This window comes from Curtobacterium sp. AC268 (assembly GCF_979258745.1).
Genome location: NZ_OZ409878.1, coordinates 68,136 through 80,675, shown reverse-complemented (window position 1 = coordinate 80,675; position 12,540 = coordinate 68,136). Strand labels below are relative to the sequence as shown.

At 70.5% G+C, this 12,540-nt stretch carries 11 protein-coding genes; 2 read left to right on the top strand and 9 right to left on the bottom strand.

Features of this window, described 5'->3' with window-relative positions:
• Positions 1–4: 4 nt before the first annotated feature.
• The 8 genes from mraY to ACZZ9K_RS00340 all read right to left on the bottom strand — a co-directional run bounded on the left by mraY (position 5) and on the right by ACZZ9K_RS00340 (position 9,385).
• Entirely contained in the window at positions 5–1,108 is a 1,104-nt protein-coding gene (mraY, locus tag ACZZ9K_RS00375; protein WP_138803082.1) for a phospho-N-acetylmuramoyl-pentapeptide-transferase, read from the bottom strand.
• Positions 1,105–2,580 (bottom strand): UDP-N-acetylmuramoyl-tripeptide--D-alanyl-D-alanine ligase, encoded by a 1,476-nt coding sequence (locus tag ACZZ9K_RS00370; protein WP_463443054.1) that lies wholly within the window; start codon positions 2,578–2,580, stop codon positions 1,105–1,107. Before ACZZ9K_RS00370 ends, mraY begins: the two co-directional genes overlap by 4 nt.
• Positions 2,577–4,223 (bottom strand): Mur ligase family protein, encoded by a 1,647-nt coding sequence (locus tag ACZZ9K_RS00365; RefSeq protein WP_463443053.1) that lies wholly within the window; start codon positions 4,221–4,223, stop codon positions 2,577–2,579. The genes ACZZ9K_RS00370 and ACZZ9K_RS00365 overlap by 4 nt, the downstream gene beginning before the upstream one ends.
• Before the next feature lie 14 nt (positions 4,224–4,237).
• Entirely contained in the window at positions 4,238–6,007 is a 1,770-nt protein-coding gene (locus ACZZ9K_RS00360; protein ID WP_138803079.1) for a peptidoglycan D,D-transpeptidase FtsI family protein, read from the bottom strand.
• Between the two features lie 49 nt (positions 6,008–6,056).
• Positions 6,057–6,752 carry a cell division protein FtsL gene (ftsL, locus tag ACZZ9K_RS00355; protein WP_463443052.1) on the bottom strand — a complete coding sequence of 232 codons (696 nt, stop codon included), beginning with the start codon at positions 6,750–6,752 and terminating at the stop codon, positions 6,057–6,059.
• A gap of 1 nt (position 6,753) precedes the next feature.
• Positions 6,754–7,719 (bottom strand): 16S rRNA (cytosine(1402)-N(4))-methyltransferase RsmH, encoded by a 966-nt coding sequence (gene rsmH, locus ACZZ9K_RS00350; RefSeq protein WP_071405412.1) that lies wholly within the window; start codon positions 7,717–7,719, stop codon positions 6,754–6,756.
• Positions 7,720–7,825: 106 nt separating this feature from the next.
• A complete protein-coding gene (gene mraZ / locus ACZZ9K_RS00345; RefSeq protein ID WP_017886616.1) occupies positions 7,826–8,257 on the bottom strand; it encodes a division/cell wall cluster transcriptional repressor MraZ in 432 nt (143 codons plus the stop codon).
• Positions 8,258–8,989: 732 nt separating this feature from the next.
• The gene (locus tag ACZZ9K_RS00340) at positions 8,990–9,385 is read right to left on the bottom strand and encodes a DUF3040 domain-containing protein (RefSeq protein ID WP_111091079.1); all 396 of its coding nucleotides are present in this window, start codon (positions 9,383–9,385) and stop codon (positions 8,990–8,992) included.
• Positions 9,386–9,481: 96 nt separating this feature from the next.
• On the opposite strand from ACZZ9K_RS00340, the gene ACZZ9K_RS00335 reads away from it, so the two are divergent.
• Positions 9,482–10,600, top strand: coding sequence for a polyprenyl synthetase family protein (locus ACZZ9K_RS00335; RefSeq protein WP_027465241.1), 1,119 nt, complete (start codon positions 9,482–9,484; stop codon positions 10,598–10,600).
• Positions 10,601–10,670: 70 nt separating this feature from the next.
• Here ACZZ9K_RS00335 and ACZZ9K_RS00330 read toward each other — a convergent pair whose 3' ends face one another.
• Entirely contained in the window at positions 10,671–11,027 is a 357-nt protein-coding gene (locus tag ACZZ9K_RS00330; RefSeq protein ID WP_173033316.1) for an Rv2175c family DNA-binding protein, read from the bottom strand.
• Positions 11,028–11,199: 172 nt separating this feature from the next.
• Here ACZZ9K_RS00330 and ACZZ9K_RS00325 point away from each other — a divergent pair, with 172 nt between their 5' ends.
• Complete coding sequence (locus ACZZ9K_RS00325) at positions 11,200–12,486, top strand: LysM peptidoglycan-binding domain-containing protein (RefSeq protein ID WP_463443051.1); 1,287 nt, start codon at positions 11,200–11,202, stop codon at positions 12,484–12,486.
• Positions 12,487–12,540: the final 54 nt, after the last annotated feature.

Genomic DNA, 12,540 nt, shown 5'->3' with positions numbered 1-12,540 from the left:
CGGGTCAACCAACGCGTGCGATCCATTCGAGGTAGAAGAGTCCGACCCCCGCCGCGACGAAGAGCCCGGCGATGATCCAGAAGCGGACGACGACGGTCACCTCGGCCCACCCCTTCAGTTCGAAGTGGTGGTGCAGCGGACTCATCAGGAAGATGCGCTTGCCGTGGGTGATCTTGAAGTAGGCCCGCTGCAGGATGACGGAGCCGGTGACGATGAAGAACAGGCCACCGATGAGGACGAGCAGCAGCTCGGTGCGGCTGAGGATCGCGAGGCCGGCCAGGGCGCCGCCGAGGCCGAGCGAACCGGTGTCACCGAGGAAGATCTGCGCCGGCGAGGTGTTGTACCAGAGGAACCCGATGAGCCCACCGCAGACCGCGGCCGCGACCACGGCGAGGTCGAGCGGGTTCGACACGGTGTAGCAGGCGTGAGCGGTGTTCGAGTCGAGGCGGGCGCCGCCGCAGATCTGGTTCGACTGCCAGAAGCCGATGATGACGTACGAGCCGATCGCCAGGATGCTCGACCCGGTGGCCAGGCCGTCGAGCCCGTCCGCCACGTTCACGCCGTTCGACGTCGACACCGTCAGCAGGACGATCCAGGCGAGGAACAGCACGGTGCCGATGACGGTGCCGAGCGCCATGAAGTCGAGCCACGGCACGTCACGGATCGCCGAGATCATCGTGGACGCCGGGGGCTTGCCGTTCGACGTCGGCACGACCAGGGCGATCGTGGCGAAGATGACGCCGACGATGACCTGACCGAGGATCTTGGCCCAGCCGCCGAGCCCGAGGCTCCGCTGACGCCGCACCTTGAGGAAGTCGTCGATGAAGCCGACGAACCCCAGCCCGACCATCAGGAACAGCACGAGCAGGCCGGACAGCGTGATCGAGTCACGGCCGACCAGGTGGCCGACGAAGTACCCGATCACGGCACCGATGATCAGGACGATGCCGCCCATGGTGGCGGTGCCGCGTTTGGTGTGGTGGGACTGTGGACCGTCGTCACGGATGAACTGCCCCCACCCGAGACGGTGGAAGAGCTTGATGAACGACGGGGTGAGCAGCAACGTGAACACCAGCGACGTGGCGCCGGCGATGAGGAGCGCGATCATTCGGTGACACCTCCGAGGCGGTCGCCGAGGAATCGCAGTTCGGCAGACTTCGAGGACTTGACGAGGACGACGTCGCCGGGGCGGAGCATCTCCTGCAGGGCACGGACGGCGTCGTCGACGTCCTCGATGTACACGGACTCGCCGTCCCACGATCCCTCGAGGGTGGCGGCCTGGTGGATGGGCATCGCGCCGCGGCCGACGACCACGAGCTGTCCGATGCCGAGGCGGACGACGAGCCGACCGATGCGGTCGTGCTCCTCGACGGAGAACTCACCGAGCTCGGCCATCTCACCGAGCACGGCGACGGTCCGCTCCCCCGGGCGCACGATCTGCGCCAGGGTCCGCAGCGCCGCCGCGGTGGAGTCGGGCGACGCGTTGTACGCGTCGTTGATCACGGTGACGCCCTCGGGGCCGCCCTGGAGCAGCTCCATGCGCCAGCGCTCGGCGCGCGTCATCGACGCGAGCGCCGCGGCGCCGTCGGCGAGCGGGACGCCCCACAGGTGGGCCACGGTGAGCGCGGCGGACGCGTTCATGGCGTGGTGCTCACCCAGGATCGCGAGGCGCACGTCGACGTGATCCGGGCCTCCAGGCTGTCCTGGAGGCGCGGTGAGGGTGAAGCGGGTGCCGCTGCGGTCCGTCTCGATGCCGGTGATGCGGTAGTCGGCCTCCGCCGACGTGCCGAAGCCCACCACGCGCGCGGCCGTCAGGTCGCGCATCGACGCGACGCGGTCGTCGTCGACGTTGAGCAGGGCCGTCGCGGTCTCGGGCAGGTCGGTGACCATCTCGGACTTCGCGCGCTGTGTCGCCTCGATGCCGCCGAACTCGCCGGCGTGCGCGAGGCCCACCTTGAGGACGACGCCGAGGTCGGGCTCGGCGATCGAGACGAGCTTGGCGATGTGGCCGACGCCGCTCGCGCCCATCTCGACCACCAGGTACCGGGTGTCGTAGGTGACGCGGAGCATCGAGATCGGTGCGCCGACGTGGTTGTTGAACGACCCCTCGGGCGCGACGGTCGCGCCGTGCTGCTCGAGGATCGTGCGGAGCATGTTCTTCGTGCTCGTCTTGCCGTTCGAGCCGGTGATGCCGACGACCCGCAGGGGTGCCGGGCGACCGTCGGCGTCGACACGGTCCGTGGTGCTCATCCGGACGCGCGTGACGACCTCGTGCGCGAGCGCGGCGAGGGCCTCGTACCCGTCTGCGACGACGATCTGCGGCGCGGTCGTGTCCACGCGCTCGGGCGTGATCACCAGGGCGGCACCGGCGTCGACGGCCGCGGCCACGAAGCGTCGGCCGTCGGTGACCTCACCGGGCAGGGCGAAGAAGACGCTGCCGGGGCGGACCAGGCGCGAGTCGGTCTCGACCGAGCCCTCGACGACCAGGTCGCCGGGCTCGGCGACGTCGGTCGCCTGCGCGCCGCCGATCAGCTCGCCGCCGACCGCGGTGGCGATCTCGGCGAGGGTCATGGCGATCATCGGACGTCCTCCGCCGGACCGGAGTTCGGCTCCCAGCCGGCCTCGCGCAGGGCCGCGCGGGCCTCGTCACGGGCGGAGTAGGGCGTGCGGACGCCCTGGATGTCGCGGTAGTCCTGGTGCCCTGGGCCGGCCCAGAGGATCGAGTCCCCCTCGCCGACCAGGCTCACGGCCGTGCGGATCGCGGCCTCGGGCGGGCTGACCTCGTGGATCTCGTGGTCCGGGAAGGCGGCACGTGCGGCGTCGACCAGGGTCTTCCGGATCGATGCGGCGTCCTCGAAGCGCGGGTGGTGGTCGGTGACGACCAGGATGTCGCTGCCGGCCGCGGCCACGCGGGCCATGTCGCCGCGCTTCGTGGTGTCGCGGTCGCCGTCGGCGCCGAACAGCATGAGGACCTTGCCGGAGGTGAACTGCCGGACCGCGGCGAGGGTGTTCTCGAAGGCGTCGGCACTGTGACCGAAGTCGACGTAGACGCTCGGGCCGTGCTCGCCGGAGACGCGCTCGGTGCGGCCGGGCAGGTAGCACTCGATGGCGGAGACGCGGTGCGGCTCGCCGTCGCGCTCGCTCGCGTCGTCCTCGTCCGGGTAGCGGCGGTGGCCCGACTCGAGCGCGTGCGCGATGGCACCGAGCTCGAACCCGCCCTCGACGAGCATGACGATCGCGAGTGCCGCGTTCGCCGCCATGTGCCAGCCGATCAGCGGCACACGGGTCGTCAGCTCGCGACCCTCGGGGCCGGTCAGACGGAACTCGGTGTAGGCGGCGTGCGCCTCGACGATGTCGACGTGCCACTCGGCCTCGACGTCCGGGTGCACCGTGATCGTGGTCACGGGGATGCGGGAGTCCTGCACCACGCGGTGGCCCCAGTCGGTGTCCAGCGAGACGACGCCGCGACGGGCGTGCTCGGGCTGGAACAGCGGGAGCTTCGCCTGGTAGTACTCCTCCATGTCGGCGTAGTCGTCGAGGTGGTCGTGCGACAGGTTCGTGAAGGCCGCGACGTCGAAGACGATGCCGTCGACGCGGTGCCGGCTGAGGGCCTGGGCGCTGACCTCGACGGCGACCGCACGGACCTCGCTCTCGCGCATGCGGGCGAGGAGCGCGTGCATCTCGCTGGCCTCGGGCGTGGTCAGGCGGCTCGTCACGCTGAGCGAACCGATGTGGCGCTCCGCGGTCGAGCTCAGGCCGGTGACCAGGCCGAGCTGCTTGAGGATGCCCTCGAGGATGTACGACGTGCTCGTCTTGCCGTTCGTGCCGGTGACGGCGAACAGCTGCGGCAGGTCGGTGGCCTCGTCGGGGTGCGTGCGGTAGACCCACGCCGCGACGTCGCCGAGGGCGGCGCGGGGGTCGTCGACGACGAGCACCGGCAGCCCGGACGACTCGACCAGTGCGACGCCGTCCTGGTCGGTCAGGACGGCGACGGCGCCACGCTCGGCGGCCTCCGTCGCGAACTGTGCGCCGTGCCGGTTCGCACCGTGCACGCCGACGAACAGGTCACCCGGCTGCACCTCGGTGGCGCTCAGGGTGACACCGGTGGTCTCGATGCTGTCGACCGAGCCGACGACTCGCAGACCGAACGCGTTGGCGAGTTCGGAGACGGCCCTCGGGGTCGGGTGTTCGGGTCGGAGGACCGGGGGGATCCGTGCGGACAAGTGTTCCTTCTTCCTCACCACGTGGACGGGTAGAGCTTCGCCTCGGACGCGGAGGGGGCTACTCGGTACTTCTCGAGCACCTGGGACATGAGTGTGCGGAACGCCGGAGCCGCTCCGCTGGACCACTTATTGGTCTGCGGCTTCGTGAACGTCACCGTGACAACATACTGGGGGTCTTCGGCGGGTGCCATTCCGGCCACCGACGTGATGCGCTGACCGCCGTAGCCCTGCGACCCCTCGGCCACCTCGGCGGTCCCCGTCTTCGCGGCGATGTTGTAGCCGGAGATCGGCTTCATGCCCACCAGCGTGCCACCCGTGACGACGCTCTGCAGCATGCCGGTGACCTGCGTGGCGGCGGCTGCGGAGACGACCCGCTGCTTCTGCACGTCGGGCGCGTCGATCGTCTTGCCGTCCGCCGTGGTGCAGCCCTTGACGAAGTGCAGCGGGATCCGGACACCGTCGTTCGCGATGGTCTGGAACACGCTCGCGACCTGCACCGCCGTGGTCGAGATGCCCTGGCCGAACATCGAGTTGATGTTCGTCTGCTGGTCCCAGTTCGGGGTGGTGCCGTAGTCCATCGACGGCTGGCCCGGGTAGTCGATCGCCGTCTCCGGCTCGAACAGCCCGAACTTCTTCATGTAGTCGAAGCGCTGCTGGGCCGTCAGCCGTGCGCCGAGCTCGGTGATGCCGACGTTCGACGAGTTCTGCAGGATGCCGGTGAGCGTGAGGTTCTCGGTGGCGTGGAACTCGGAGTCGTGGATCGTGCCGCCCCAGGGGAACGTGCGCGAGTACGGCACGACGGCCTGGTCGGTCGGGCTCGACTTGCCCTGGTCGAGCAGTGCCGCGGCGATGGCGGCCTTGATCGTGGAGCCCGGCTCGTACGACGCCGTCAGGGCACGGGAACCGAAGGCACCCTTGTCGGTCGTGGCGTCGACGTCGTTCGGGTCGACCGTCGGGTAGTCCGCGACCGCCAGCAGCTCACCCGTCTTGACGCTCGTGACCGTCGCCGTCGCGGACTCCGCCTGCAGGGTCTTGGCGGCGGACGCGATGGTCTGCTGCGCCATGTACTGCAGGTCGCTGTCGATGGTGGTCTCGAGCGTGCCGCCGTCCTTGGCCTTCTTCGTGGTCACGGTGCTGCCCGGGAGCTGCACGCCGTCCTCGCCGCGCTCGTACGTCTCGGAGCCGTTGGTGCCCGCCAGGCACTGGTTGTAGGAGTACTCCAGGCCGGCCTGGGCGCCGTCCGTGCCCATGAAGCCGGTCAGGTTGCCCGTCGTCGCACCCGTCGGGTACACCCGCGCCGCCTGCGGCTCCGGGTAGAGCCAGGGGATGCCGAGCGCACGCACGGCCTCGTAGTGCTGCACGTCGAGGCCCTTGACCAGGTACGCGAAGTCGGACTTCGGGTTCGCGGCGATGTTCTTCCGCATGGTCGCGACGTCACCGCCGGAGGCCTTCGCCAGCGCACTCAGTGCCGTGCCGACGCTGACGTCCTTGATGCGGGTGCCGCCGAGCTTGCCCTTGAAGCCCTTCACCAGGCGCGGGGAGGTCGTGATGTTGTACCGGGTGACGCTGTCCGCGAGTTCGGTGCCGTTGCGGTCCACGATCGACCCGCGGGTGCCGTAGATGGTCACGGGGATGCTGCGCTTCTGTGCCGACGCCTTGTTCAGCTCCGACGCCTGGACGACCTGGATGTCGACGAGCCGCACCACGAACACCCCGACGAGGGCGATCACGGCGAGCATCACGATGCTGTAGCGCAGGCGTCGGTTGCGGATCGTCTTCGTCACGCGGTGCGGTCCTTCCCGGGCGGTGCTGAGGGTGCGGCGGACCCGCCGGTCACCGGGTGGAGGGCGCCTGGAGCGGGTTCGCGTCGGACTCTACGGACGACTTCGCCGTCCCCTGGTCCGACGCGCTGGCGCCGCTCGTCTTCTCAGACGTGGCGGTGCTGTCGGCGGATCCCGTGGAGCTCGTGGCGCCGGACGTGTCCTTCGTGCTCGACGTGTCCGTTGTGCCGGTCTCCTTGCTGGTGGAGGTGTCCCCCGGCTTCGTGGCCAGCGGTACATCGCTCAGCAGTGAGTTCGGCACCTGGTTCTCGGTGGACGCCGTGGCCTCGTCGGGCTTCGCCGGGGTCGGCGTGCCGTACACACGACCGGTCTTCGGGTCGAGGTACACCGGCGTCGAGTTGGCGATCATGCCGAGCGACTGGGCGTTGCGGGCCAGGTTCTGCGGCGAGTCGAGGACCCGGAGCTGCTCGGACAGCGACTGCTGCGTGCGGGACAGGTTCGTCTGCTCGGCCGACAGCGAGTTGAGCGTGTAGGCGCCCTGGCTGAGCACCATGCTGATGCCGAGCTGGGCCAGCAGCAGGATCCCGAGCGCGGCGACGGCCACCACGGCGTACCCGATGCGGGGTCGTGCCCGGCGCTGGGCCGCGGTCGGGGTGACCTCGACCAGCTCGGGGCGGTGCTGACGGTCGGGGCGCGGGGCCCGCGACGGGACGACCGCAGGGTCGACGAGTGCGAGGTTCGTGCTCATGTCAGTTCCGGATCCGCTCGGCCGCGCGCAGGCGCACGGGGGTTGCTCGGGGGTTGGCGGCGCGTTCGGCCTCGTCGGCCAGCTCGGCGCCCTTGACGATCAGGGAGAAGGTGGGGGCGTGCTCGGGCAGCTCCACCGGCAGGCCTGCGGGGGCGCTCGACTTCGTGCGCTCCACCAGTGCCCGCTTGACGATGCGGTCCTCGAGGGACTGGTACGACTCGACGACGATCCGGCCGCCGACCGCGATGGCGTCGAGCGCCGCCGGGATCGCCCGCTCGAGCACGCTGAGTTCGGCGTTGACCTCGATGCGGAGCGCCTGGAAGACGCGCTTGGCGGGGTGCCCCTGGCGCTGGATGGCGACCGGGGTCGCGTCGTGCAGCACCTGGACCAGGTCGCCGGACATCTCGAACGGCTTCGTCGCCCGCCGCTCGACGATCGCTCGGGCGTAGCGGCCGGCCAGCTTCTCCTCGCCGTAGCGCTGGAAGATGCGGCGGAGTTCGCCCTCGTCGTAGGTGGCCAGGACGTCGGCGGCGGTCTGCCCCTCGGTCCGGTCCATCCGCATGTCGAGCGGGGCGTCCTGGCTGTACGCGAACCCGCGCTCGGCCCGGTCGAGCTGCAGCGAGCTCACGCCGAGGTCGAAGAGCACGCCGTCGACCTTCGTGAAGCCCTCACCCTCGATCGCGTCGACGATGCCGTCGTACACGGTGTGCACGAGCCGGACGCGGTCACCGAAGCGGGCCAGGCGCTCCCCCGCGATGCCGAGTGCGTCGGTGTCCCGGTCGAGCCCGATGAGCGTGAGCTCCGGGAACCGCTCGAGCAGGCCCTCGGAGTGGCCGCCCATGCCGAGCGTGGCGTCGACGACGACCTTGCCCGGGCCCTCGAGCGTCGGCGTGAACAGGTCGACGATGCGCTGGAGCATCACCGGCGTGTGCGGGAAGCGTGGCGTCTCGTTGTCGTTGTCGGCCATGTGCAGCCCCTCGTCTCCTGGGCCGTGGGTCCGGATCCCCATCCATGCGACCTGACACCGGGGAAGTGGCGTCAGGGCTTCACGGCTGGGAGTCCCGATCCGCGGATCAGAAGATCCCCGGGATCACCTCCTCGTCGTTGTCGGCGAATGCCTCTTCGGCTTCGGCGTAGTAGGCCTCCCATGCGGGGGTGGACCAGATCTCGGCACGGTCACCGCTGCCGATGACCGTGAGGTCCCGCTCGAGCCCCGCGTACTCGCGGAGGTTCTGCGGGATCGTCACGCGGTTCTGCTTGTCGGGCTGTTCCGCGCTGGCCCCCGAGAGGAACAGACGCATGTAGTCCCTGGTGCGCTTCGACGTCATCGGGGCGGTGCGGATGCGTTCGTGGAGTTCCTCGAACGTCCGGGCGCTGAAGACCACGACGCAGCGTTCCTGGCCGCGGGTCATCACGAGCCCGCCGGACAGTTCGTCCCGGAACTTGGCGGGGAGGATCACGCGACCCTTCTCGTCGAGCTTCGGGGCATGAGTACCGAGCAGCACGTCGGGCCTCCCCTCCGCTCCACCGGACCGTTGCGAGCCCCACTTTACTCCACTCCCCTCCCCAAACCCAGGTTTCCGCTCCCTTTTCAGCCCGCGACACCCCTACTGGGGGCACGCAGGCCGGAATGGACCAGGCAGCGACGACCCCCGAGGCCCGGAATCATGCGGTTCGACAGCACCGGGGATGGCGTGGAGGAAAGTGGAGGACTTTCGCAGCCGGTGGAGCGCCCCGGGGCGCGCCGCGGGTTCGGGGTCGGCCCCGCCACGCCCGGCTGCGGGTCGGTGCACGGTCACGACGTGCCGTCGCCGCGGCGCCGAATGGTCACGAACCGTCGCCCGCCCGGGCCCCGGCCGACAGCTCCTGCACCCCGGGCGGCCCGCACGCGGCATGTCGTGACCACTCGCGCACGCACGCGGCGACGGTCCACCCCGGCCTGGAGGCCCGCCCCACCCTCGTCGCGTCGCCCACGCTGGCGCACGGTCGGCCCCACCACGCCCGGCTGCCGGTCAGCGCACGGTCACGACATGCCGCCGCCGCGACGCCAAGTGGTCACGAACCGTCGGCCGCGCGAGCCCCAGCCGACAGTTCCTGCACCCTCGGCGACCCGCACGCGACGTTTCGTGACCACTCGCCCGGCACGACCCCGCCCGCCCCCGGAACCACGAAACGGGGCCGACCCGAAGGCCGACCCCGTGGAGGAGTGTGGAGGGAGTCCTGCTGACCCCCGTCAGCTACTGACTCTGGTCGTTGCGCTTGTCCCAGCGCTCGTTCATCCGGTCCATGAAGGACCCGCCGCCACCGGTGGACGGACGCGCCGACCCACCGGACGCGGGCTTGCCCGGTCGAGCGGGCTTCGCCTTCGGGGCACGCATGCCCGGGCGCAGCGCGAACAGGACACCGGCGAGCATCACGACGAAGCCGAGGATGCCCAGCAGCGGCGCCTTGATGACGAGGCCGACGATGACGATGGCGACCCCGGCGAGTGCGCCGAGGACCCCGAGCGTGATGGCTGTGTACGTCGGACGACCCTGTCGACGTGTGACACGAGCCACGAAATCGGAATCGTTCTGGTAGAGGCTGCGCTCCATCTCTTCGAGAAGGCGCTGCTCCTGTTCCGAGAGCGGCATCTTGGTTCCCTCTGTTCCTGGGATCGACGCGGGGTTGAAAAACGCGGGTTGAGTGGACCGATTCTATGCCTCGACCACTCCACTAGGGTAGGGATCGTGGCTGAGAGTACGCGATTAGTGGACCTCGTATCGGCGCGTATCGACCGGGCACTCGACGAGCAGCGTGAACGGCTCCTCGCGATCAGCCCCGACCTCGCGCCGTTCGACCGGTACGCACGAGACCTGTTGTCCGGCGGCAAGCGCTTCCGGGCACTGTTCTGCTACTGGGGATGGCAGTCGGTGGCGGGCCGTTCGGGCTCGTTCGACCCGCTGGCCGAAGGGTCCCGGCAGACCACCGCCGAGGCGGTCGTCACGGTCGCCGCCGCGCTCGAGGTCTTCCACGCCGCCGCCCTGGTGCACGACGACATCATGGACCGCTCGGACACCCGCCGCGGGCGTCCGGCCGCGCACCGCCGCTTCGAGTCCCTGCACGAGGAGTCCGGCTTCGTCGGCGACCGCGGGCAGTACGGCACGAACTCCGCGCTGCTCCTCGGCGACCTGCTGCTCTCGCTGAGCGACTCGGTCTTCGACGAGGGCCTCGCGCTCCTCGACCCGGTGCGGGCCCGCATCGTCCGCCAGGAGTTCCACGCGATGCGCCTCGACGTCACGGCGGGGCAGTACCTCGACGTGCACGAGGAGACCGCCTGGCCGGTCATCGACGAGTCCGAGCACCTGCTCCGCGCCCAGCGCGTCATCGTCTTCAAGTCGGCGAAGTACTCGATCGAGGCCCCGCTGGTCATCGGTGCCCTCGTCGCCGGCGCGAGCGACTCACAGCTCGAGGGCCTCCGCGCCTTCGGACTCCCCCTCGGCGTGGCGTACCAGCTCCGCGACGACATGCTCGGGGTCTTCGGCGATCCCGAGGTCACCGGCAAGCCGGCCGGCGACGACCTGCGCGAGGGCAAGCGCACCGTCCTCATCGCCTCGGCGCGCAAGACGCTGGCGAACGGCCCGCGGCAGCTCCTGGACGAGCTCCTCGGAGACCCAGACCTCGACGAGGAGCAGGTGCAGATGCTCCGCGCGACCCTCACCGAGTCCGGCGCCGTGGCCGCCGTGGAGCGGTCGATCGAGCGGCACGTCCAGCGCGCCAAGGCGGCGCTCGACGCCTCGCCGCTGACGCCGTCGGCGCGCGAACAGCTCGCGTCGCTGGCCGACACGGTCAGCCGCCGGTCGTCCTAGACGCGAGGCAAGGACAGACGGGAGGCCCGTGGCGACACCGCCACGGGCCTCCTGTCCGTCCTGATGGCGTCTAGAGCAGCGACTGGGCGACGCGACGCACCTCGGCCTTGCGGCCGGCGCGGAGCGCCGCGATCGGCGTGGTGCCCATCGCGTCGTCGACGGTGAGCATCCAGCGCACCGCCTCGTCGTCGGTGAAGCCGTTGTCGCCGAGCACGATCAGCGTGCCGCGGAGCTCGGGCATCGGCTCTCCATCCTCGAGGAACTCGACCGGCACGCGCAGCACACCGCCGACGCGGGCTGCCAGCAGGGTCTTCTGCTCGAAGAGTCGGTGGATCCGTCCGGGGCTCGTGCTGAACATGTCCACCAGCTCGGGGACGGTCAGCCAGCGTTCGGAGAGGGACAGGTCGTCGGCGGGTGCGGCACTCACACGCCCATGGTGCCAGAGTGACCGCCGGAGTGAATCCGCCTCGTTCGTCACATTCGTCACATCCACCCCATCTGACTCTCTGGTTGACTTGGGAATCAGGCCATGCCAGCGTTGTGGCACCTGTGAGTGCGCGCATGCGTGCGCACGGCTCAGTCGAGATCAGGAGAAACCCGTGGACCACGCTGCAGACGAAGTCGCCCGGCGCGCACGATCCGCCCGGTTCGCCACCATGCCCATCGTCCTCGCGGGCACGATCGCCGTGACCGCCGGCCTGACCGGCCCGATCGCGCACGCCGAGCCGCGGCACGACGACGCCGACGCGAACCACAAGCGCCACGTCGACCAGGACCGCGCCGTGACCGACCGCCCGGTGTTCGGCACCGCCGTCGCCCGGCCGACGCAGACCGTCGTGCGGACGGTCGCCGCCACCACGAAGGCCCCCACCACCGCCGTGCCCACGAACTACACCGTCCGCCACGGCGACACGGTCTCGGGCATCGCCGCCCGCTTCGGCCTGTCGGCGCAGGAGATCCTCGTGCGCAACGGCCTCGGCTGGAACACGATCATCCACCCCGGGCAGACGCTCCACCTGGCATCGACGCCCGCCGTCACCACCGCATCGGTGCGGACCTCCGGGTCGACCGGCGGCTCCGGCTCGGACACCTCGAGCTACCACGTGAAGCAGGGCGACACCGTCTCCGCCATCGCGTCCCGCGTCGGCGTGTCGACCACGGCGCTCCTCAGCGCGAACAAGCTGTCGCAGCGCAGCGTCATCTACCCCGGGCAGACGCTCCGGGTGCCGCACGGCACGTCCTCGACGCCGTCGGTGTCCACCGCCTCGGCCCCGTCGACGAAGACCAGCGTGAAGATCAGCGCCGGCGACACCGTCGCCTCGATCGCCGCCGCGCACCACGTCTCCGTCAAGTCGCTCCTGTCGGCGAACGGCCTGTCCTACACGAGCACGATCTACGCCGGCAAGACGCTCGTCATCCCGTCGTCGAACGCCACCGCCGCGCCCGCGGTCTCCGCGAGTGCGGCGGTCAGCGGTGCCGTCGGCCTGAGCGCCGAGCAGCGCCAGAACGCCGCGACCATCGTGGCCGTCGGTCGATCACTGGGCGTCCCGGACCGCGGCATCGTCGTGGCCCTCGCCGCCGCGATGCAGGAGTCGAGCCTCCGGAACCTGCCGCACGGCGACCGCGACTCGGTCGGCCTCTTCCAGCAGCGTCCGAGCCAGGGTTGGGGCAGCGCGCTGAAGCTGCAGGACCCGGCGCACGCCACCGCGCTGTTCTTCGGCGGGCGACACAACCCGAACGCCGGCAAGACCCGCGGCCTGCTCGACGTGCCCGGTTGGTCCTCGATGAGCATCACCGACGCGGCCCAGGCCGTGCAGCTCTCCGCCTACCCGAAGGCCTACGCCACCTGGGCGAGCGCCGCCGAGGGCTGGCTGGCGACGCTCTGAGCCTCATCCGGAAGATCGAGATTGGGTCACGGGCGGTGCGCCGGTGCGTCCGAG